The sequence below is a fragment of the Pseudomonas moorei genome, from assembly GCF_008801475.1.
GTDB lineage: Bacteria > Pseudomonadota > Gammaproteobacteria > Pseudomonadales > Pseudomonadaceae > Aquipseudomonas > Aquipseudomonas moorei.
The window spans coordinates 296,096-316,936 of sequence record NZ_VZPP01000007.1 but is presented as its reverse complement, the minus strand read 5'-3'; the positions used below and the strand labels follow the sequence as shown (position 1 = coordinate 316,936).

Genomic DNA, 20,841 nt, shown 5'->3' with positions numbered 1-20,841 from the left:
GGCCGCTCCTTAGCACCCGGCCTTGACGACACGTTGATTGATTGCACCAAACAACGACTGCCCGTCGTTACCCAGCACCTCCATGTGCACACGGTCACCAAAACGCATGTAGCCGGTTTTGGCGACGCCATGCTCGATCATCTCGATAGCGCGACGCTCGGCAATGCAGGCCGATCCGGCCTCGCGTTCGGCGTTCGAGACCGTACCCGAGCCAATCAGCGTGCCGGCGCGCAACCGGCGGGTCAGCGCGGCATGGGCAATCAACTGGCCAAAACCGAAGGTCATCTGCCCGCCATGGGGATGACCGAACCACTCGCCGTTCCAATGCACCTGCAAGGGCAAATGCACGCGACCGTCGCGCCAGGCATCGCCCAGTTCGTCCGGTGTAATGGCCAGCGGGGCGAAGCTGGATGAGGGCTTGGCTTGCAGAAAGCCAAATCCGGTGGTCATTTCCCGTGGGGCCAGGGCCCGCAGACTCACATCGTTGACTTGCAGAATCAGCTTGATGTGTTGAAGCGCCTGCCCGGCTGTACAGCCCATGGGCACGTCATCGACCAACACCCCATACTCACCTTCGAAGTCGATGCCCTGGCTTTCGCTGGGCAGCGGGATATCGTCGTTTGCACCGATGAAATCATCACCCGCGCCCTGGTACATCAGCGGTGTGTGCTCGGCACCTTCGATGGGGTCAAGGTTGAAAGCCTTTTGCATCAGCGCACCATGGCTGAGGAATGCCGAGCCATCGCACCACTGATAGGCACGCGGCAACGGCGCCATCGCCTGGGCCGGGTCAAAGGTAAACGCCTCTTGTGCCTCCTGCGCATTCAGCCGGGCAGCCAGTGCCTGCAAGCGCGGCTCGGCGCTGTCCCAGTTTTCAATGGCCTGTTGCAAGGTCAGCGCGACCGGGCTGGCGTCCAGCGCCCACTTCAGGTCCCGCGAGACGATCACCAGCCGGCCATCACGGCTGCCGTTTTTCAGAGTGGCGAGTTTCATGCCTTGGCTCCCCGATCAGTGCCCAGCTCAGGGGCGAAGCGCCCGTCAAGAAGAATGAAGACCATGCGCGCCATGGCCTCGGTGCGATTGCTCCAGGCATGGTTGGTGCCGCGTTGCACCACCACGTCACCGCGTTTGAGGTGCACTTCCTCCTCATCCAGCACCAGCCACACTTCGCCCTCGGTGACGATCCCGTAGTCGAGGGTTTCGGTGCGGTGCATCAGTTTGTGCCGGGCGTTGGCCTGGCCCGTACCGGCGTGGGATTCACCGATTTCAGCAAACACTGCCGCGGCACTTTCATCGCTGACCTGGTTCTGCACGCTGTCCGGTGGAATGTCCACCACACGAATCACGCTGCCCTGCGGTCCGGGGCTCAGTTGCAAGGGTTTGCTGCCGGGATCACTGGCGTTATCCAGCACAGCCGGGCTGGTGCTGCTGTTCCACAGCTCATGAAAGACCGTGCCGGGCACGGCCAACAGAGGGAACACATTCGGCGTCGGCCCGTTGCTGGCGACGATCGCCTGGCCTTGTGCGTTGTGGCCGGTGACCACGCGTTTGAATTCAGGAAGCGCTTGCATGAAAAATCCTCGTTCAGTTTCCATTGCCGGTGGGGGTGCCACCGACCACAACGTTGGCATCGACCAACCGTCCACCGAGCCTGGGCACCGCCAGACAAAACACCGCCACCAGCAATTGCAGCCCGCCGACGATTGCCAACGCATGCGGCAGCGCCATGGCAACGCCCTGGGTGATGCCCAGCACGACCAGCGGGCTGATGAATTCACCGGCGAAGATGGCGGCGGTGAAGCAACCCGAAGCCCTTCCGCGCTGGTGGAAATTGACTTGCGCCATGATCCAGGTGATCAACGTGGGCAGCATCAAGCCGATGCCCAGGCCATTGATCAGCACGGCAACCACCACTTGCACATGGCTCAAGGCGTCGGACATCAACAAGCCGCCAACCCCCGCCAGCGCATAGGCAATCAACAGCACGTGTGGCCTACGCAGGCCGCTGAACAAACGGAAGCCCAGCGCACCGACAAGCACGCCCAGCTGATTGGCGCCCATGGTCATACCGATTTGCTGCGGAGCATCCACGCGCAACAAGTTGAGGAGATAACCGGCCTGCACCGGCACGATGAACAGACTCAAACCCGCCAGCAGCGCCAATGCGTACAGGGGTGTGAGCGCGCGCCAAGGAAATGCTCCGGGCGCCAAGGGCGGCACCGGTTGCGCAGCCGCCGCGCGGGCCTGGGGTTCCCAAAGCTGCCAGGCCATCAGTGGCAGGAAGATCAGACCCACTGCATACAACGCAAAAGGCGTGCGCCAGTCGTTCTGGCCGAGAAAGCCACCTACCGCGATAAACACCGCAGCGGACAGCGACGTCGCGACCATCTGCAAGGCGAACAACCGTTCACGCCTGCGACCGCTGTAATAGTCGCCCATCAGCGTGGTGCAGCAGGTCATGATGCCCGCCTCGGCCAGGCCGATCCCGGCCCGGCTAAGGACGATGGCCTGAAGCGAATCAAGCCACAGCGGCAGCACCCCGCAGAGGACGTACAGACACATGCTCGCCAGCAACAGCGGCTTGCGACCGAGGCGATCAGCGATCATCCCGGCAAAAGGCGCCAACAGCGCGATCACCAACGCCGGCAAGGTCAGCACAACCGGAACCAGCACGGCGCTGCCGGCGACATCGCTGAAATGCGCCTGCATGCGCGGCAACACCGGCGCCAGCAATACCGCGCCCAATACCGGCAGGCAACTTCCCAGCAGCAGCAACAGCGATTGCGCCATCCCCGCTTGCCGTCCGGCTAATTGGGCAGTGCCTTCAACAACGGGCTCAACGGACATGGCAACTCTCCTTGATGCACAGGTGAGGAACGTCAGCCGCCACCGGACTGGCAAGCTCTGACACATTGATCACATTCACGGGTGCCACGGCACCGGCCGCCGAGCGGCGGGCCGGCAGCAGGAAGTACGCCAGTGCCGGCAGCAACACCAGGGCACCGACCATGTTCCAGACAAACATGAAGGCCAGCAGCACGCCCATGTCGGCCTGAAATTTGATCGGTGAAAAAATCCAGGTGGCCACGCCAATGGCCAGGGTGATGCCCGTCAGCATCACCACCTTGCCGGTCGATACCAGCGCCCGGTAATAGGCTTCAGACAGGCTCGCACCCTGGCGCAGATGACCGAGCAGAATGCTCATCACGTACAGCGCGTAGTCGACACCGATGCCCACGCCCAGGGCGATGACCGGCAGCGTGGCGACCTTCACGCCAATGTTCAGCCAGACCATCAGCGCTTCGCAGAGAATCGACGTGACCATCAGCGGAATCACCGCACACAGCGTGGCGCGCCAGGAGCGAAAGGTGATCAGGCACAGCAGGATCACCGCGCCATACACCCAGAACAGCATCTCGCGGTTGGCTTGCTTGACCACGATGTTGGTGGCGGCCTCGATACCGGCATTGCCCGCCGCCAGCAGGAACTGGACTTCATCGGTGTTGTTGGCCGCGGCAAACTGCTCAACGTGCTCGACCAGACGTGTCAGGGTCTCGGCCTTGTGGTCGGTGAGATAGGCGTACAGCGTCAGCAGGCTGCAATCTTCGTTGTACAAGCCACGGGGCGCGCTGGCGGTGATCATGTTGAGCATCGCCTGGTTGTTCTGCAGCTCGTACCACTTGGCGTTGCCTTCGCTGAGGCCGACCAGCATGCGCCGGTTCAGCAGCGCCAGGGAGTTGGTCGAATCCACGCCCGGCAAGGCGCGCAGTTGCCAGTCCAGAGCATCCACCTTGGCCAGGATGTCGTACCGCGCGCAGCTGCTGGCCGGGGTTTTGACCATCACTGCAAACAGATCGCTGCTGGCACCGTAATGACGGGTGAGGAACGCATCATCCAGGTTGTAGCGCGAGTCTGCGCGCAACTCCGGCGCACCGGCGTCGAGATCGCCGATTTTCAGTTGCAGGCTGACCGCAAAGCCGACGGCCGCCAGGGCCAGGCTGATGGCGATACACACGCTGGCCCAACGACGCCGGGTAAACAGATCGAGGAACCGCCAGAAGGCATGACGACGCTGGCCGGCCTGTTCGGTTTGTTCGCTTTTGAGGCTCAGTTGCGCTGCACGGGGCGTTACGCCGATGTAGGAAAGCAGCACGGGAAGCAGGATCAGATTGGTGAAGATCAGCACCGCCACGCCAATACTGGCGATCACCGCGAGGTCTTGTATGACCTGGATCTTGATCAGCATCAGCACCGCGAACCCCACGGCATCACACAGCAGCGCCGTCAGCCCGGCCAGGAACAAGCGTCGGAACGTGAAGCGCGCCGCCACCACCCGATGCATGCCACGGCCAATGTCCTGCATGATGCCGTTCATTTTTTGCGCGCCGTGGCTCATGCCGATGGCGAACACCAAAAACGGCACCAGCACCGAGTACGGGTCCAGTTGATAGTTGAGCAATGGCAGTAAACCGAGCTGCCAGACCACCGCCACCAGGGAACAGAACACCACCAGCAAGGTGCTGCGCAGGCAGCGGGTGTACCAAAAGAGCACCGCCGTGGTAATCACGATCGCCACGGCAAAGAACAACAGAATCTGTTTCAAACCAGCGATCAGGTCGCCGACTTTTTTCGCAAAACCGGTGATGTGAATGTCGATCCTGTCGTTTTGATAGGTATTGCGAAGCGCCTCCAGTTGATCCGAGAGGGTCGAATAGTTCAGCGGTTGGCCATCGGCCGTGTTGGCCAGCAGCGGCACGTAAATGATGCTTGAGGTCTGGTCATACGCCACCAGTTGCCCCAGCTCGTTGGAGCGCTGCACATTTCGCCGCAACGCTTCAAGGTTGGCCGGGGTGCCGCTGTAGTCATCGGGAATCACCGGGCCGCCATCCAGGCCATCTTCAGTCACCGCCACCCAGCGCGTCGCCGGCGTCCATAAGGACTTCATGTACGCACGGTCTACGCCGGGCAACAGGTACAGCTTATCGCTCATGGCTTGCAGGGTTTTCAGGTACTCGGCGTCGTAGATATCGCCATGCCGGTTGGCCACCACAATGCGCAAGGCATTGCCCAGGCCGCTCAGCTGTTGCTGGTGCTCAAGGTAATTGGCGATGTAGGGCTGTTGGGTCGGAATCATCTTCTCGAAGCTGGCGTTCAGCTCGATACGCGTCGCTTGATAACCCAACACCAGGGTGGTCAGAACACAGACCAGCAGCACCCACAGGCGATGATTGAACAGCGTGCGCTCCACCACCGAGCCCGAACGTGGATCAAAATTCGCCAGGCTGGCCGTGGCGTTGTCGAATGGCGTCATAACCTCACTCCGAAGCAATAGCGGTGGGCGGCGAAACCCGCGCCAAACCGGTGAAACCCGCCAGCACCAGACTGCCGTCCGCGGCCTCGACCACGCTGGCGACCGGTATGCCGAGTGGTTGGCCGTAAGGCTTCAGAAACGCACCCGACTGGCCACTGGTGCGAAACAACGCGCCGCTCTGATTGACCAGCAGCAGTTGGCCGTCGTCGGTGCGAATGGCATCGCTGAAGGAAACGGGCAGTGCAACCGGTGCGGGCTGGAAGCTTTCGCCCAAGTCGTTGGAGACAAACGCGTTGCCCTTCAGACCCGCCGCCAGCAATGTCCCGTCGTCGCGGATCTGCAGGGCAAAGAAGCTGCCGGCATAGGGGCTCTGGAGCGCCATGAACGACTGGCCGGCATCGTCGGAACGGGCCAGATAACCCTGCTCGCCCGCGACAAACCAGTGCTCGCCCTGCCGCGCAATGGCATACAGATGAGCCCCCATCGGATTGTCGATTCGGCCCATCAACGACTGCCAGGTGCGGCCACCATCGTCCGTGTGGAATGCCAGGCCGTAGGCACCGACAATCAGGCCGTGCAGCTCATCGACGAACTTGAGTGCGAGGAAGGGTTTGTCCTGGCCTTCGCTGACGAACCGCTCAGCCGTCTGCACGCGTGCGGCGGCTGCGTCGGGATCGCTCGCGGTGGACAGTTGCTGCCTGGCGGCTTGCAACTCAAGTTGCGCCGCACGGTTTCCGTCCAGTTGCAAGCGCCAGTGTTCACCCCCATCGCGGGAGACGAGCACGACACCGGCATGACCGACCGCCCAGCCCGTATCGGCATCGATAAACTGCACCGCCGTCAGACTCACCGACACCGGCACCTCGGCCTGACGCCAGCTTTTGCCATTGTCATCGGAAAGCAGCACGATGCCCCGCTCCCCCACCGCCACCAATCGCGTCCCCGCACGAGCCAGGTCCAGCAGCACTGCATGCTGTGCCTGCGGCGCCCGCATCGCCGGGGTGTTCAGCGCGTCCGTCACCGCCGCGCCATGGGCGAGGCTCAACGGCATCGCCAACGGCAGGGCCACCAGCCACATCAGCCGACCCACTACCTGACAGATTCTGTTCATTACCGACCTCGAAACCTGTGAGCCGGATCACGATCCTTGAACCGTGATCCGGTCTGACTCAACGAACCCCGGCACCCGCCATCGCCGCCGGCGAAAACTCGGAGGCCTTGTAGCGATCCACCATGCCGTACTGTTCGGGCAGGCCCGTGTAGACGTTCTGGATGAACCAGGCGCCGGAGGTCAGGTCGTAAAAGCCCGAAGACAATTGCGCCTGTGCGGGCAGGTCCGGCAGGACCGCCGGCAACGACCACAGGGTCTTGGCCAACTGGCCGTTGGCGTCCCAGCGGTCGCCCAGCATGGCCTGCCAGGTGTCCTCGTCCAGGTAGTAACGGCCCTTCGGCAACTGGTGACGTTTGCCCGGTGCCAGGTCCGCCTCGACCACCCACACCCGGTGCAATTCCCAGCGCACGTAATCCGGATTCATGTGATGCGCGAGGAACAGGTCTTCAGGCTTGGCGGCGGTTTGCACCTTGTTGGTGTTGTAGGGGATATACATCTCCTGCTTGCCCACCAGTTTCCAGTTGAAGCGGTCCATGCGTCCCTGGAACACGCTCAACTCGTCGAACGACATGACCCCGGCAGTCGCCGGTGTCGGCGTATCGCAGCAGGCGTTGGGCAGCTTGCGCACGCGGCGCTGGCCGGTCAGGTAAACGTGCGCCTGGGACAGGTCGCCATTGATGTTGGTGCGCCCCATGATTTGCTCTCCGGCCCGCAGCGGTGGCCCGATATTGAGCAGACGGAACAGCCAGTAGTCGCCTGCAAACGACTCCGGCGAACCGTCCTGGTAGTAATACGGCATCTCCTGGATGGCCTGGCCGTCAGTGGTCAACACCTGCTTGCCATCGGCGGTCATCAAGTAGTGACGAAAATGCATCGACACCGAGGTGCCGCGCCAGTTAAGCAGGTGGTTCCACATGGCTTCGGCCCCGTTGTGCGGGACCGGAAACGGGATACCGCCATACGCGCCCTGGGGCACCGGACCGGCGCTGCTGTCGACCAGTTTGGCGCGGGTGGCGTTTTTCAGCGTGTTGTCATACACCCACTGCGGCGCCGCGGCGCTACGACGGGTTGGGTAGACATCGATGCGATAGGTCTCCGGGAAACGCTTGAACATTTCCAGGGTGCCGGCGCTGAGCTTGCCGGCGTATTGCGCAAGATTTTTCGAGGTAATGCTGAACAGCGGCTTGTCCGCGGCAAACGGATCGGAACGTTTTCCGCCTTCCTTGTACGAAGGGTCGACCTTGGTGTAACCACCGTCCCAGGCAGGAATGGTGCCGTCGGCATTGCCGGCGCGTTCGGCTCCTAGAGGCGTGAGGTTTTTGGACAGTTTGCTCGCTTCCTCAGCCGTGGCAGCCATCGTCAGTTGGCTGCAAATGGCCAGGCCGCCGAGCAGTGCAAGGCAAAGGGCTTTGAGCTTGAAGGCTCCGGTTTTCTTGTTATGGATCATGCGCAAGTCCTCTTAAAACGTGGTCTTGACGGAGAAAGCCAGGTAATCCCGGTCTTTCAGCGATTGCTCGTAATTGAACTGGCTGGCCGCGTCGAGGTTGGTGTTCTCGGGGCCGTAGTAGTGCGTGTACGTCAGGCCCGCGGTAATGCGGTCCAGGTAGGTGGCGGTAATGCCGATGTTCATATCGCCGCCGTTGTCTGGCCCGAAAGAGCTGACAACCGCCGATTTACCCATCGGGAAATAGCTCAGGCCAACCGGAATGCTGATATCGATGCCGGGGAAGAACTGGCGGTAGGTCGGCGTGTAAACCATCTTCATGCCGAGGCCGTCGCGGGTGGCATTGGGGTCGAGGGCGTCGTGGTTTTTGGTCACGCTGAGCAGACGGTTCCAGGCGACCTCACCGACAAAGGCGGACTCCTGGGCAAGGAAGTTCGGCCCGAACGAAGCCAGCACATTGAGGTTGACGTGAGCCGTACGGCCGACGGCGTACAGCGGATGGCTGTCGTTGTCAGCCTCCACACCCGGCAGGACGGTGACACCGTTGGACACCAGCGGCATGTTCCAGCGCATCGACGCTTCACCGGCAAAGCTGTATTCATCGACAGTCGTCGAGAAACTGGTACCCAAGGCGCGGATGTCTTCCGGGTAGACCCAGTAGTAGTCGCCGATTTGTCCGGTGCTGAAGTTCGGCGTACCGGTGGACGGTTTCAGGTACAGCTTGGGGGTTTTGTCGTGGTACTGGATCGCATACAGGCCGTATTCAACGGTCTCTGCGTTGTACTTCAACTGCAAGCCGCCCTGCCCGGTGTTGCGCGCGTCTTCGTCCTTGCCGTGGAAGAACGCCGCCGGGCTGTCGGGATTGCCCCCCAGGAAGGTGGGAAAGGGTGCGCCCACGATCAGGCGTTCATTGCCTTCACCAATGGTGTCACTGTTGGAGAAATAACTGCCGGCACCCGGCAGGCGTGTCTCTTCCCATTCGAACTGGTAGAACGCGCCGAGCGACACGTCATCGGTCAGTTGGAAGGTGCCCGAGAGTTGATTGACCGGCCGGGTGATCTCCTTGAACTGGGTGTTGGGCACCGACTGCGCCTTGACCACGTCGACCGGCGCCATGCCTCCGGCAATGCCGTTGTTGCCGAAGAACAGGCTTTCGCCCCAGATCAAGCCGTGGCGGCCGGCACGCACGGACGTCGCGCGGTCGGCCACTTCGCCGTTCCAGTACACAAAGGCATCGAGCAATTCACCGTTACCGCCATGCAGCTGGCGGGTGTCATCGGTGAATTGGTCGTAGGCCACGGAGCGTGCGTTGGCGCGTGTTGGATCGTTGTTATCGTTGTCTTGCTGGTATTCGGTGTCGTACCAGGCCGCACCACTGAGGCGCGCGCCGACGTTTTTGAACGACATATCCAGCTCGGAAAGGATGTCCATGCGGTTGGAGATCAGGCCTTTTTTGAAGGCGCGATCACCGTCGTCCTGATTGAGTGCCACCTGCCCCTGGGTCAGTTTGCTGCTGGGATTCTCGGTTCGCCAAGCGGCGCTGTACTTCACCGTGTTATCCCAACGCAGGCTGAAATCCGGATTGCCGGTATCCACCTGAAAGGCATGGGCCGCCTGGCTGAACAGAACCAGGGCCGCGGCCAAACTGAAACCAAAGGGTGCAGACGTGCTGACCGGGCGGCGCGCAAGCGTCGCAGTCGTGGAGCTGACCATCGCGTTAACCTCTTGTTTTTATAGTGGTAACTGCTGTGGAGGTGCTGCAGATTCGAATCAGATGGGCTCCGCCGTGCGAGCGAGCATCTGCTTGACCAGGCCAATGCGGTCGAACTCGCGGTCGTGCTGCATTTCCTTGTCGCCAGCGAGGATCGAGCTTTCGCTGATGTACTTGCAGCGCTCGAAACGGCGCGCCATGAAGCGCTGGAGCTGTTGTTCAACACCGCCGTCGCCCGTCAGTTCTTCACTGAGCACGATGGCGTCTTCGATCGCCATGCCGGCGCCCTGGCCCAGGTGCGGCGTGGTGGCGTGGGCGGCGTCACCGATCAACAGCACGCGCCCGCGATACCAGGGCTCGTCGACGAACACCACTTCCATCGGCTTGTACACCACCTGGCTGCTGTCGCTGATCTGGTCGCGCAGTTCACCGATCAGGCCGGTAAAACCCTGCAAGCGCTGACGCATTTGCTCGGCCAGCGTCGCGGGGTCCATCCAGGGGTTGGACGGTTCATGGGACGTCAGGAACAGGTACATCAGGTCACCCGCCAGCGGCACCAGGCCGGCATTGCCCTCGGCGCTCTGATAGTTGGCCAGGTGATCGATTTGCGGCGCACGAGGGAAGTTGTAGCGCCATACCGCTTGGCCAGTGAAGCGCGGTGTGTAGCTGTCGCCGAACAGCAGATGGCGGACCCTGGAGAACAGACCGTCTGCGCCGACCACCAGGTCGTAGTCACCGCGACTGCCATCGGTAAACAGCACATCCACACTGTCGCCCTGGTCCGCCAGGGACTCCACACTGAGCCCCAGGCGAACCCTGGCGCCCAGCTCAAGGGCGGTTTCACTGAGGACCTTGTGCAAGGCCAGACGCGAGATGCCCACGTTCGCCGGATACTCGGGCCCGGCCAGTCGCTGCCCCGGGATGCGCGCCAGTTGCTGGCCGGCCGGGCCATAAATGGCGACGTCTTCAAAGGCGTACGCGGCATCGAGATAACCGTCGAGCACGCCCAGCCTGGCCATTTCGCGAACCACGTTGCTTTGCTGGATGATGCCGACGCCGTAAACGGTCCACTCTGACTTGAGTTCGATCAGATCGACCTCAATGCCCTTGCGCCGCAGCGCGATGGCCGCACACAAGCCACCGATACCACCGCCCACAATCAGAACTTTGTTCACTGCACTCATGGTTCTCTCACTTTTTATTCTTGTGATTCGATGCAGCGCCGGGCACTGCGTCGTTGGGTTCAGCTTCCGGTCAAAGCAGGGATTTGACTAATCGCGATCAGGGATGCGATGTATCGTCAAACGCGATACCTCGACGTGGGGCGGCGCGACCTCCTTGCCGCGCATTTGCAGCACCAGCCAGCCCTCTTCCACACGCCACGGCAACGCCTCCAGCTTCTGGCCCAGACAAGGGCCGTAGACACATTCGCCGGTGCCAGGCAGAAACTGCGCACCGTGCGCATAACAGACAATCAACTGGCCGTCGGCGGACAGAAAACGGTCTTTGCGGTACTCCAGGCGGACGTCCAGATGCGGGCAACTATTGCGATAAATCCGCAGCTGTCCTTCATGCACCAGGGCAAAAACACTGTCCCTGCCGCGTTGCAATGGATCGAATCCGCGCGCCTGCCCTTCCACCAGTTCGTCCACCCGGCACAGCGGGAAATCGCTGTGGTTCATGACAGAAACCTCGATAGGAGCGAGCTTGCTCCTACAAGTGTTTGGGTGGTGGGCCGCCGGGTGCCCATTTTTCTTTCGAATTGAACAGGAACAGTTGCGAGTTATCCGCCGACAGCGGTGCGCGACGCGCCTCCCAGGCGTCATCGTGCTTGTCCATGTCGGCGTCGTATTCGATGTGGCAACCCAGTGGACTGTTGAAGTACCAGAACCAGTTGGAACCAAAGAGATGGCGGCCCGGGCCCCAGAAACTGGTCCAGCCTTTTTGCTCGAATCGCGTGCCGGCCAACAGCACCTCGGTGCCGCTGCCCATGTGGAAGGTGAAGTGCTCGCACCCCTTCATGTGCGGCGGGGTCTGGATCATGAACAGGCAATGGTGATCATCTGAGCCCGCGGGGCGCATGAACGGCCCGGCGCCGATGAATGTGTCCGTGGTCCTGAAACCCAGGCGTTCGGCGTAGAACGCCTCGGCCCTGGCGGCATCCGGCACGAAATAAACCACGTGGGACAAGGTACGCGGCACAGCACTCATGTCGAGGGTAATGCCCGGCTGATTCAGCGGGCGCTGCGGTGCGTTGCCAGCGGCATTGGTCAAATCGTCCGGGGCGCTGTAGGCCTTGCGCACAGTGACTTGAAAGGCGATTGCAAAGCCCATGTCGTCAACACTGTGCAGCACGCCGTTGTCGTCACGGATGACCTGGCGATCCCGCGCCAGTTCGTCTTCGATCGCATCCAGATCCGCTGGGCTGGCAACGCCGTAGATGGTTTCGCGAATCGACGGGGCCGGGCCGATAGCAACTGGCAGGGTCGGATCGTCCGCCCGGCGAATGATCACGGCAGTGCCGTCCAACGCTTCAAAACGCCCGCCATTGTCGTCGACGGCAACGGGCCCAAGGCCATAGTCACGCAGACAGGCCGTACAGGCTTGGATGTCATCGACGCCAAAGATCAGGGCATCAAGGCCAATGATGTTCATGGCTACCACTCCATTGAAATTAGAATCCGGAGACCGCTGCCGCCGACTCGACCATGTCGATCGACGATGCAGGGAACCCGGTGGTGGTGTCGGCAAGAAGTCCGACTGCGGCGAAGATTGACCTGCGCTTTGGCAACTGACTAATCGAGTGTCGGGATGCGACCTATCGGCAAACGCGATACCTGATTGCAGGGGATGAGGCTGCATGGACGGGTTGACGCGGCGATGTATTCATCCGAATGTATCGCGAAAATAAATACAAAGACGGACCTGCCCGATGCGTTTCAACCACCTGGATTTGAACCTCTTGGTCGCCCTCGATGTGTTGCTCGAGGAGCAGAACATCACCCGCGCCGCCGAACGCCTGCACATGACGCAGTCCGCCACCAGCGGAGTTCTGGGGCGCCTGCGGACCTATTTCGAAGATGAATTGCTGGTGCAGGTCGGGCGCAAAATGCAGCCGACCCCCTTTGCCCTGGAACTGGTCCACCCGGTGCGCGAAGTGCTGCTGACGATCAAGTCCTCGATTACCGCCAAACCGGTGTTCGCCCCCACCACCAGCAAGCGGCACTTCCGCCTCGTGACCTCGGATTACCTGATCAGCGTCCTGTTTGCCCAAGTGATTCAGAAGATTCACCAAGAAGCACCGAACATCACCTTCGAGATGCTCGGCCCTGGCGACAATTCCGGTGAGTTGCTGATTCGCGGAGAGGTCGATCTGATGATCGTGCCTGAGCGCTACATCATCGAAGGCCACCCTTCCAAATTGCTCTTTGAAGAAGAACACGTCTGCGTGGTGTGGCAAGGCAATACCCTGGTCGGCGACAGCCTGACCCTCGAGCAGTACATGGACATGGGCCACGTTTCCGTCGGGTTCGGTCGCAGCCGGCACATGAGCATCGAAGAATGGTTCATGAACCAGTACGGCTTCAACCGCCGACTCGAGGTCATCACCAACGACTTCAATACGCTGCCGCAGCTGGTCGTCGGCACCCAACGCATCGCCACCATGCACCAGCGTCTGGCGCGCCTGTACGCGGAGTACCTGCCACTGCGCATCCTGCCGCCGCCGGTCAGGATTCCGGTGATGCGCGAGTTCATGCTCTGGCACCGCAGCGTGGACGGCGACCCGATGCACCGCTGGCTGCGCGAGCGCATCAGTGAGTTCATCCAGCATCTGGAACAGGATCATATCGCCGCTCGCGATACCTCCCATCCCGAGTCACGATTGGCCAAATAGCTGGTTCGTCCTTAACGTGCCTTGCACACTTCATGGCAAACACAAGGACAACAATAATCATGTTCCGCTATTTCCCAACCAACTATGTGTGGAATCTCTCGGTCGACCTGGCCATCGAAATGGGCGCCCGCATTGGCGAAATCGAAGAGATGTGCGCGCCACTGCAAGAAGCCGCCAAACAACCTGATGCTGCCGGGACCCAGGCGTTCCGCGAAACCTGGTCGAAGATGGCCGACAAACTCTGCGGTCTGGCCGAAGAAGACGAAAGCAATGGCCGGCTGTTGTCCGCCGGTGAAAAGTACAACCGCGCCGCGACCTACTACCTTACGTGTGAACGCCTGCAAGCCCATGGCGCAGCAGGCCGTACCGAGTTGTACCAACGCTTTTTGCAGACCTTCAAACGCGGCATCGAACTGTCCCGGGAAAACTGCGAGCGGGTTGAAATCCCCTACGAGGGCAAACACATTTCCGGCCTGCTGGTACGTGCCGAAGGCGTAAACGGCCCGGCACCGCTGCTGGTGCAGGTCAATGGCCTGGACTCCACCAAAGAGATGAAATACCGCGTCGGCCTGCCTGCCTGGCTGGCCAGGCGTGGCGTGTCATCCCTGATCATCGATCAGCCCGGCACGGGCGAAGCGCTGCGCCTGCACAACCTGATTGCCCGTTACGACAGTGAGCACTGGGCCAGCCGTGTGGTCGACTGGCTGGAGACCCGTAGCGATGTGGATGCCAAACGCATTGGCCTGGAAGGGGTCTCACTGGGCGGTTACTACTGCCCGCGCGCAGTGGCCTTTGAGCCGCGTTTCGCATGCGGCGTGGTGTGGGGCGCCAACCACGACTGGCGCGATGTGCAAAAGCGTCGCCTGGAAAAAGAAGGCAGCTTCCCCGTTCCACACTATTGGTCGCACGTGTGCTGGGTATGGGGGGCAAAGGATGTCGAGGAATTCATGACCATCGCCGAAAACGTTCATCTGGACGGCGTGCTCGATCGCATCAAGGTGCCATTCCTGGTGACCCACGGTGAAAAGGATTCGCAGATCCCACTGAAATGGGCGCAGCGCACCTACGAACAATTGGTCAACAGCCCGAAACGCGCGCTGAAGATCTTCACCGAGCGCGAAGGCGGCGTGCAGCATTCCAGCTTCGATAACAGCATCAACGCCGGGCAGTACATCGCCGACTGGGTTGCCGAAATCCTGGGTGGCCACACCGCCTGACTTGCCGGCGAAAGCGTCGGCACATTCAACATCACTGGCGCCTGACATGCCGCCATCGCGAGCAGGCTCGCTCCCACAAGGGATTGGCGGTGTATGCATAGGCCGGGTTCGCCACACATCTGTGGGAGCTGGCTTGCCAGCGATCCGTGCACAAGGCTGCAAAACGCCGGATAGCCTTGGGGGCTTTCCGGCGTTTTGCATTGACGGGAAATCGAGGTCAGTTGGGGGCTCGGGTGCCGTGGAATGAACTGATCTGCCAGCCCTTGTCACCGAGCGTCCAGACCTGCGTGGCAAACCCGTCACCGCGCATCGACTGGTCGCCGCCGCGCTTGCGTAAGGTGTTGCATTGCGTACCGGTCATGACCGCCAGATGCTCGCCGTAGAAACGGATCAGCAACTCGCCCCGCTCAATGTCCAGATACTGCACGGCGCTTTTTGCATACTCCAGGTAATCCGCCTTGCCTTGCACCAATCCCGTGGTGTGCACATACACCAGGTCATCGGCGAACAACTCGGCGACGCGCGGGAAATCTTCCTCAACCAATGCCCGGCGGCGTTCCTGCTCAAGTGCCAGGAGTTGGTTTCTTACAGTTGCGGTGCTCATGGGAATGACTCTCTGTGGTTGACGAGCGCGCACCATAGATCGACGATCCGCCCCATAAAAAATCGCCGATCACGATGCCAGCCATCGTCACTCGCAATACCCGCTCATTGCGCTCTGCCACTGGCGCAACACCCCCGCTCCTGCTGGCGCTCCGCACCTATTGATCCCATCAATACCCGGGCATCGATGCAATCTGTTGGTGGTGGCTTTGGCAGCGCCCTAGCCTCGCTTCGCATAACAACAGCCAAAGCGAAAACACCATGACCGCCCTGCACCTGAAATGCCAGACACTGTTCGACGGCACTGGCCTGGAAACACGCCAGCAGCAAACACTGGTCGTAGAAAACGGCCTGCTCAGTTACGTCGGTCCGACGGCGACCGCGCCCCAGCCGCAGCCCGGTGATACCCAGGTGGACGCGGGCGACAACTTTGTCATGCCGGGGCTGGTGGATGTGCACACCCACCTGGCGTTCGGTAACGCACAAAGTGAAGAAGACATCGATCTGTGGACCAGCGACGAATTCCGCGCGTTGCGCGGCATGTTCTTCGCGCAACACGTGCTGGCGGCAGGCGTCACCAGCATGGTCTGCCCCGGCGACAGCGGTCAGCTCAGTATCGCGGTGCGCAATGCCATTACCGCCGGTTTGTTCGAAGGGCCGCGCATTGCTGCCAGCAGCCGGGTGATCACCAATCGACAGAGTCTCAACGACTGGTTCCCGAGCCGGGTCGGCGCTCCTGAGTACTTCACCGCGCAACTGGTCACCAGCCGCAGCGATGCGCTGGCGGAAATCCGCAAGCAGGCCAAGGACGGCGTTGACCTGATCAAGATCGCCATGGACGGCACCCACCGCCGCCCGAACGGCGACATCATCGCCGCCTTCACCGCCGATGAAACCCGCGAGATGGTCGAAGAAGCCCATCGCCTGGGCTGCAAAGTGGCCACCCACGCCTATGGTCGCGAAGCCGTGATGTACGCGGCCCGCGCCGGGGTTGATCTGGTGTTCCATGCCTTCTATATGGACGATGCGTGCATTGAGGCCTTGCTCGACGCCGGCAGCATCCTCGCGCCGACCATGACCTTCCCGCAAAACACCGTGGACTTCTGCCAGCCTCACGATCCGGCCATCAGCACCGGATACGCCGGCTACTGCGCACGCACCCTGGAAGTCGGCTCGGCAGTGCTCAAGCGTGCCAAGGCCGCCGGTGTGCCGTTCGCTTGTGGCAGTGACAGCGGTTTCGCCGTGACGCCCTACGGCGAGTGGCACGCCCGTGAACTGGAACTGCTGGTCACTCGCCTCGGCTTCACTCCGGCAGAAGCGCTGTATGCCGCTACCGCCGTCGGCGCGCGCTGCATGCCACGGGGGGAGACCCTCGGCAGCCTCGAAGCGGGCAAGCCGGCAGACTTCCTCTTGCTCGACGGATCGCCCTTGCACGACATCCGCATTCTGCAGGACCGTTCGCGCCTCAAGGCCGTGTACAAGGCCGGCCAGCCGGTGCGCATGGACCGTAGCCCCTACAACCCCAAGCAAGTGTCCGATTTCAATTCGCTGAAATGGACCGACCTTTACACCCGCGACCGCGTTGCCCAGCTGGGCAAGTGGGCCCTGTGAGGACCGACACCATGCAACGACTCGATTTGCTCACCGCCACCCGGATCGCCAGCCACGCCATCGGCCATGCCCGAGAAACCGGGTTCAAACCCCTGGCTGTCGCCGTCCTGGACGCCGCCGGTCATCCGCTGGCGGTCTTGCGCGACGAACACGCCAGCTTCCTTCGCCCACAAATCGCCACCGGCAAGGCACGCGGATGCCTGGGCATGGGTTTTGGCGGGCGGGAGTTGGCGCGACGCGCGCAGGTGATGCCAGCGTTTTTCGACGCCATAAACAGCCTGACCGGCGGTGAAGTCATTCCCGTAGCCGGCGGTGTCCTGATTCGCAATGCCGAGGGCTGGATCCTCGGCGCGATCGGCATCAGCGGCGACACGTCGGACAATGACGAACGGTGCGCCTTGCGGGCAATCGACCAGGCCGGGCTGGTGGCGGATCACGGGGATCAGCCGGCAGGCTGATCCACTTGGTCATGATCAAGCCGCGCGGCCTGCTCCAGCAAGAGGCCGCGAAACCACAGCATGGCCGGATCGCGTTCTTGATAGGGGTGCCATTGCAGCACTTGCACGGCGTCGGGAAAAGCCAGCGGTGCGGGGTGGATACGCAGCCCATAGTGCTCGGCAAAACGCCGGGCCTGGCGGCGAAACACGGTAGCGATCCGCGCGGTGCCGACGATAAATTCCGGCATCAACACGAAGCTTTCCAGGGCCACCGCCACTCGTCGTTGAATACCCAGCTCGTGCAGGTGCACCGCGTCCATCGCCAGATTCTGGCCATCGGCAAACTCACGCACCACATGCTCCGCCTCGCAATAGCTGGCCAGGCTCAGGCCGTCGGCGAACCGCGCCTGACGCGCGCAGACGATGCAGCAAAGCTGGTCACTCATTAACGGTACATGGGGGTAAGCCGGGTTCAACCGGCGCTGCGGCACGATCACACAATCACTGCGCCGGTAATCGAGTGCTTCGCTGACCACATCGCCGTCACGCGGCACCGGCAGGTCCCGCAGCGTCAGGCGCACGCCAGGGGCGATGCGTGCCAGCTCAAGACTGACCGCCGGCAGCAGCACCCCCGCCACGTAATCGGAGGCCACTAATGTGAAGTGCCGCGCACAACGGGCCGGATCAAAGTTGACCGGCGCATCGACAATCTCCCGGGTCAATGCCAGCGCTTCGCGCACTTTGGGCAGCAGCTCCAACCCTAATGCAGTGGGTTCCAGACGCCGCCCGACCTGAACCAGCAACGGATCATTGAAATGCTCACGCAAACGTCCTAGCGCCGAGCTCGTTGCCGACTGGCCCAGGCACAAACGTTCCGCGGCCCGGCTGACGCTGCACTCGCTGAGCAAGGCATCCAGGGCAACCAGCAGGTTAAGGTCGAGACGTCGATACCGCATGCGGTTCCCGTTACAGGTTGAATTTGAGGGGCAAGTTGCAACCTTAACGAGTCGGGCATGGGTGCACCAATCGCGTCAGTCGTTGCCAGATATCGCCAATCGAGATACCCGCTGGCGCCATAGCGCGGTGCAGCATCGGCGCTCTCTGAAAAATCCCCCCAAACGCTTACAATCGCCCCCTTCACCGCAAATCAGCAGGCAACAAGGTTATGGCGCTCGACCCACCTACGATGTTGACACTCTCGATCGCCCTCGCCGCGGCCGCCGCCCTGTATCTGGCGGTCGAGTGGCGCAGCATCCGTGAATCTTCGCTGCTGTTCTGGAGCGCGGGCTTCGCCACGATCAGCGTGGGATCGACGCTCGCCTTGCTGCGCATGAGTGGCCTTTTGTTGATTGGCATCTGGTTTGCCAACGGCCTGCTGGTCATGGCCCACTGGCTGTTCCTGCTGGGCGTCGCGCGCTTCACCCGGATACGTCTGTCCCGCGCCTGGTGGCTGATCGTCGTCGCCTGGTTTGCGCTGCTGGCACTGCCGGACGACCCCTCGTGGTCGAAGATCATGCTGGTGGCCAATTCGTTGCTGGTGGCGCTGCCGACGCTTCGCGCCAGTTTGCTCCTGCGCCCCCATGGCAAGTCACTGAGCGTGGGCGCAGTGCAGCTGCGCTATGTGCTGCTGGTCCACGGTTTGTTCTATCTGGCCAAGGCCATCTCGGTGGTTATTCCGGGCACGCTGATCGATCTTGCGTCTCTGCGTGGCGAGATCATTCAGATTTCACTGGTCGAAGGCGCCATGGCGATCATGCTGATCGCCCTCTCGATGACCGGGACCGAGCGCCATCGACGCGAGGAGCAGATTGCACGGCTGGCCGCCCATGATCCCTTGACCGCCCTGTACAACCGTCGCGCCCTCGAAGTGCGCGCACCGCGCCTGTTGGCAGAAGTCTCGAGCACTCGCCCGGGCGCCCTGCTGCTGATCGATATCGACAACTTCAAGCTGGTCAACGACCTCTACGGTCATACCGCGGGCGACCGCCTGCTCGTCGCCTTGAGCGAGATGATTCGTGCGGTATTGCCGCAGGGGGCACTGGCGGCCCGGCTGGGTGGAGACGAGTTCGTCATCCTGCTGAACAACGCGTCGAATGAGCGCATCGTGGAGTTGGGCAATACCCTGCGCGACCGCTTTCACAGCACGGCCTCACAAACCTTCGCCACGCCCGAAGCGGTGACCCTGAGCATTGGCGCCGACCTGTTCGACCATCCGCCCTCCAGCCTGGCGGCCTTGATCGAACAAGGCGATGCGGCGCTCTACGAGTCCAAGCGCGGCGGACGCGACAGCATCCGCCTGGTGGATCGAACCCTGCCGGTCACGAGCCCGGCAGCAGGCCCTTGACGGCCGGGCTCAGGCCACTTGCATCAGCTTCGCATAAGCCTGCAGGTGGTGATCATCGTCACCGAACTGGCGAGCAACCATCAGCAGATGCTTGGCATGGTGCGACAACATGTACTCCCAGGTCAGGCCGATCCCGCCATGCAACTGGATGCCCTGGTCCGCGACAAAACGACTGGCGCGGCTGACGATGAACTTGGCCGCCGCGAGGAGGCGGCTGCGCTCGTGACTGTCCTCCTGATCCGCCACGCAGGCGGCCAGTAGCGTCATGGACGTGGCCTGATCCAGCTCCATGCGCATGTCGACCATCCGGTGTTGCAACACCTGGAACTTGCCGATCGGCTGGCCAAATTGCTGACGGGTTTTCAGGTAGTCGAGGGTCAAGGCGCACGCAGCCTCCATACTGCCCACGGCTTCTGCGCATTGCGCCGCGATGCAACGACCCTGCTGGTAACGAAGCGCCGGCAGGGCCTGCCCCACTGAACCCAAAACCGCGTCGCACTTGACGAACACCTCATCGAGGTACAGCTCACAGGCCTTGCGTCCGTCCATGGTAGCGAACGTACGGCGGCGCACGCCGTTGTGCTGTGGATCGACCAGAAACAGGCTGATGCCCTGCTCGTCACGGGTGCCGTGGCCAGTACGCGCCGAGACCAGGATCAAACCGGCGCTCTGGCCGCCAATGACGACCGACTTGCGACCGCTGAGCTTCCAGCCTCCCGTCACCGCCACGGCAGTGGTCTGCACGTCATGCAACTGGTAATGACTCTGGGGTTCATCCACGGCGACAGCCATCTGTAAGCTGGCGCTGCCCAGTTGCGCGAGCAGCCTTTCTTTCTGCGCCTCAGTGCCCAATTGGCTGATCAGGCCACCGGCGAAAATCACCGAATGCAGATAGGGTTCCAGGCACAGGCCACGGCCCAGTTCGGTCATGACCAGCATGTTTTCCACGCCACTGCCGCCAAAGCCGCCATACGCCTCGGCGAAGGGCACGGCACAAAGGCCCAGGTCTCCCAGTTGCTGCATGAACGCGCGGCTGAAACCGGGCTCGCTCTGGCTGAATGCTTCGCGCTGTTCGAAACCGTAGGTGTCACGCACCAGCCTGGCGGCGGTGTCTTGCAGCATCAGCTGCTCTTCTGTCAGTTGGAAATCCATGGTGG

Annotated in this window: 18 protein-coding genes; 5 read left to right on the top strand and 13 right to left on the bottom strand. The window is 61.8% G+C overall.

Annotation, left to right across the window (positions count from 1 at the left end; translation table 11 throughout):
• Positions 1 to 9 precede the first annotated feature (9 nt).
• The 10 genes from F7R06_RS15925 to F7R06_RS15880 all read right to left on the bottom strand — a co-directional run bounded on the left by F7R06_RS15925 (position 10) and on the right by F7R06_RS15880 (position 12,232).
• Complete coding sequence (locus tag F7R06_RS15925) at positions 10 to 993, bottom strand: fumarylacetoacetate hydrolase family protein (RefSeq protein WP_090320395.1); 984 nt, start codon at positions 991 to 993, stop codon at positions 10 to 12.
• Positions 990 to 1,571, bottom strand: coding sequence for a cupin domain-containing protein (locus F7R06_RS15920; RefSeq protein WP_090320392.1), 582 nt, complete (start codon positions 1,569 to 1,571; stop codon positions 990 to 992). Before F7R06_RS15920 ends, F7R06_RS15925 begins: the two co-directional genes overlap by 4 nt.
• A gap of 13 nt (positions 1,572 to 1,584) precedes the next feature.
• On the bottom strand, positions 1,585 to 2,847 hold the full coding sequence (locus F7R06_RS15915) for an MFS transporter (RefSeq protein WP_090320389.1): 1,263 nt from the start codon (positions 2,845 to 2,847) through the stop codon (positions 1,585 to 1,587).
• On the bottom strand, positions 2,837 to 5,311 hold the full coding sequence (locus tag F7R06_RS15910) for an efflux RND transporter permease subunit (RefSeq protein WP_090320386.1): 2,475 nt from the start codon (positions 5,309 to 5,311) through the stop codon (positions 2,837 to 2,839). The genes F7R06_RS15915 and F7R06_RS15910 overlap by 11 nt, the downstream gene beginning before the upstream one ends.
• A gap of 4 nt (positions 5,312 to 5,315) precedes the next feature.
• On the bottom strand, positions 5,316 to 6,422 hold the full coding sequence (locus F7R06_RS15905; protein WP_090320384.1) for a WD40/YVTN/BNR-like repeat-containing protein: 1,107 nt from the start codon (positions 6,420 to 6,422) through the stop codon (positions 5,316 to 5,318).
• A gap of 58 nt (positions 6,423 to 6,480) precedes the next feature.
• Positions 6,481 to 7,869, bottom strand: a complete 1,389-nt coding sequence (locus F7R06_RS15900; protein WP_090320381.1) for a DUF1329 domain-containing protein — start codon at positions 7,867 to 7,869, stop codon at positions 6,481 to 6,483.
• A 12-nt stretch (positions 7,870 to 7,881) separates the two neighbouring features.
• Complete coding sequence (locus F7R06_RS15895) at positions 7,882 to 9,579, bottom strand: DUF1302 domain-containing protein (protein WP_090320379.1); 1,698 nt, start codon at positions 9,577 to 9,579, stop codon at positions 7,882 to 7,884.
• A gap of 57 nt (positions 9,580 to 9,636) precedes the next feature.
• Complete coding sequence (locus F7R06_RS15890; RefSeq protein WP_090320376.1) at positions 9,637 to 10,761, bottom strand: FAD-dependent oxidoreductase; 1,125 nt, start codon at positions 10,759 to 10,761, stop codon at positions 9,637 to 9,639.
• An 87-nt stretch (positions 10,762 to 10,848) separates the two neighbouring features.
• A complete protein-coding gene (locus F7R06_RS15885) occupies positions 10,849 to 11,259 on the bottom strand; it encodes a Rieske (2Fe-2S) protein (protein WP_090320373.1) in 411 nt (136 codons plus the stop codon).
• Positions 11,260 to 11,290: 31 nt separating this feature from the next.
• A complete protein-coding gene (locus F7R06_RS15880; RefSeq protein ID WP_090320370.1) occupies positions 11,291 to 12,232 on the bottom strand; it encodes a VOC family protein in 942 nt (313 codons plus the stop codon).
• Positions 12,233 to 12,509: 277 nt separating this feature from the next.
• On the opposite strand from F7R06_RS15880, the gene F7R06_RS15875 reads away from it, so the two are divergent.
• Both F7R06_RS15875 and F7R06_RS15870 read left to right on the top strand, forming a co-directional pair.
• Positions 12,510 to 13,472, top strand: a complete 963-nt coding sequence (locus F7R06_RS15875; RefSeq protein ID WP_090320367.1) for a LysR family transcriptional regulator — start codon at positions 12,510 to 12,512, stop codon at positions 13,470 to 13,472.
• Positions 13,473 to 13,531: 59 nt separating this feature from the next.
• Positions 13,532 to 14,689: an alpha/beta hydrolase family protein gene (locus tag F7R06_RS15870; protein ID WP_090320363.1), complete on the top strand. Its 1,158-nt coding sequence runs from the start codon at positions 13,532 to 13,534 to the stop codon at positions 14,687 to 14,689.
• A gap of 217 nt (positions 14,690 to 14,906) precedes the next feature.
• On the opposite strand, the gene F7R06_RS15865 is transcribed toward F7R06_RS15870, so the two are convergent.
• On the bottom strand, positions 14,907 to 15,293 hold the full coding sequence (locus tag F7R06_RS15865; protein ID WP_090320360.1) for a nuclear transport factor 2 family protein: 387 nt from the start codon (positions 15,291 to 15,293) through the stop codon (positions 14,907 to 14,909).
• 260 nt (positions 15,294 to 15,553) lie between these two features.
• Here F7R06_RS15865 and F7R06_RS15860 point away from each other — a divergent pair, with 260 nt between their 5' ends.
• The gene (locus F7R06_RS15860; protein WP_090320358.1) at positions 15,554 to 16,903 is read left to right on the top strand and encodes a metal-dependent hydrolase family protein; all 1,350 of its coding nucleotides are present in this window, start codon (positions 15,554 to 15,556) and stop codon (positions 16,901 to 16,903) included.
• 11 nt (positions 16,904 to 16,914) lie between these two features.
• On the top strand, positions 16,915 to 17,361 hold the full coding sequence (locus tag F7R06_RS15855; RefSeq protein ID WP_090320355.1) for a GlcG/HbpS family heme-binding protein: 447 nt from the start codon (positions 16,915 to 16,917) through the stop codon (positions 17,359 to 17,361).
• Here F7R06_RS15855 and F7R06_RS15850 read toward each other — a convergent pair.
• The gene (locus F7R06_RS15850) at positions 17,346 to 18,296 is read right to left on the bottom strand and encodes a LysR family transcriptional regulator (protein WP_090320351.1); all 951 of its coding nucleotides are present in this window, start codon (positions 18,294 to 18,296) and stop codon (positions 17,346 to 17,348) included. The two genes, F7R06_RS15855 and F7R06_RS15850, sit on opposite strands and share 16 nt — an antisense overlap.
• A gap of 209 nt (positions 18,297 to 18,505) precedes the next feature.
• Here F7R06_RS15850 and F7R06_RS15845 point away from each other — a divergent pair, with 209 nt between their 5' ends.
• Complete coding sequence (locus F7R06_RS15845; protein ID WP_090320348.1) at positions 18,506 to 19,684, top strand: GGDEF domain-containing protein; 1,179 nt, start codon at positions 18,506 to 18,508, stop codon at positions 19,682 to 19,684.
• A 9-nt stretch (positions 19,685 to 19,693) separates the two neighbouring features.
• Here the strand turns inward: F7R06_RS15845 and F7R06_RS15840 are convergent, their stop codons facing one another.
• Positions 19,694 to 20,836: an acyl-CoA dehydrogenase family protein gene (locus tag F7R06_RS15840; protein WP_090320344.1), complete on the bottom strand. Its 1,143-nt coding sequence runs from the start codon at positions 20,834 to 20,836 to the stop codon at positions 19,694 to 19,696.
• Between the last annotated feature and the right edge of the window lie 5 nt (positions 20,837 to 20,841).

Coding starts and splice junctions, on each gene's coding strand:
- F7R06_RS15875 (WP_090320367.1), top strand. CDS start 12,510: ATGCGTTTCAACCACCTGGATTTGAACCTCTTGGTCGCCCTCGATGTG.
- F7R06_RS15885 (WP_090320373.1), bottom strand. CDS start 11,259: ATGAACCACAGCGATTTCCCGCTGTGCCGGGTGGACGAACTGGTGGAA.
- F7R06_RS15905 (WP_090320384.1), bottom strand. CDS start 6,422: ATGAACAGAATCTGTCAGGTAGTGGGTCGGCTGATGTGGCTGGTGGCC.
- F7R06_RS15880 (WP_090320370.1), bottom strand. CDS start 12,232: ATGAACATCATTGGCCTTGATGCCCTGATCTTTGGCGTCGATGACATC.
- F7R06_RS15865 (WP_090320360.1), bottom strand. CDS start 15,293: ATGAGCACCGCAACTGTAAGAAACCAACTCCTGGCACTTGAGCAGGAA.
- F7R06_RS15915 (WP_090320389.1), bottom strand. CDS start 2,847: ATGTCCGTTGAGCCCGTTGTTGAAGGCACTGCCCAATTAGCCGGACGG.
- F7R06_RS15855 (WP_090320355.1), top strand. CDS start 16,915: ATGCAACGACTCGATTTGCTCACCGCCACCCGGATCGCCAGCCACGCC.
- F7R06_RS15895 (WP_090320379.1), bottom strand. CDS start 9,579: ATGGTCAGCTCCACGACTGCGACGCTTGCGCGCCGCCCGGTCAGCACG.
- F7R06_RS15845 (WP_090320348.1), top strand. CDS start 18,506: ATGGCGCTCGACCCACCTACGATGTTGACACTCTCGATCGCCCTCGCC.
- F7R06_RS15890 (WP_090320376.1), bottom strand. CDS start 10,761: ATGAGTGCAGTGAACAAAGTTCTGATTGTGGGCGGTGGTATCGGTGGC.
- F7R06_RS15910 (WP_090320386.1), bottom strand. CDS start 5,311: ATGACGCCATTCGACAACGCCACGGCCAGCCTGGCGAATTTTGATCCA.
- F7R06_RS15840 (WP_090320344.1), bottom strand. CDS start 20,836: ATGGATTTCCAACTGACAGAAGAGCAGCTGATGCTGCAAGACACCGCC.
- F7R06_RS15860 (WP_090320358.1), top strand. CDS start 15,554: ATGACCGCCCTGCACCTGAAATGCCAGACACTGTTCGACGGCACTGGC.
- F7R06_RS15920 (WP_090320392.1), bottom strand. CDS start 1,571: ATGCAAGCGCTTCCTGAATTCAAACGCGTGGTCACCGGCCACAACGCA.
- F7R06_RS15925 (WP_090320395.1), bottom strand. CDS start 993: ATGAAACTCGCCACTCTGAAAAACGGCAGCCGTGATGGCCGGCTGGTG.
- F7R06_RS15870 (WP_090320363.1), top strand. CDS start 13,532: ATGTTCCGCTATTTCCCAACCAACTATGTGTGGAATCTCTCGGTCGAC.
- F7R06_RS15850 (WP_090320351.1), bottom strand. CDS start 18,296: ATGCGGTATCGACGTCTCGACCTTAACCTGCTGGTTGCCCTGGATGCC.
- F7R06_RS15900 (WP_090320381.1), bottom strand. CDS start 7,869: ATGATCCATAACAAGAAAACCGGAGCCTTCAAGCTCAAAGCCCTTTGC.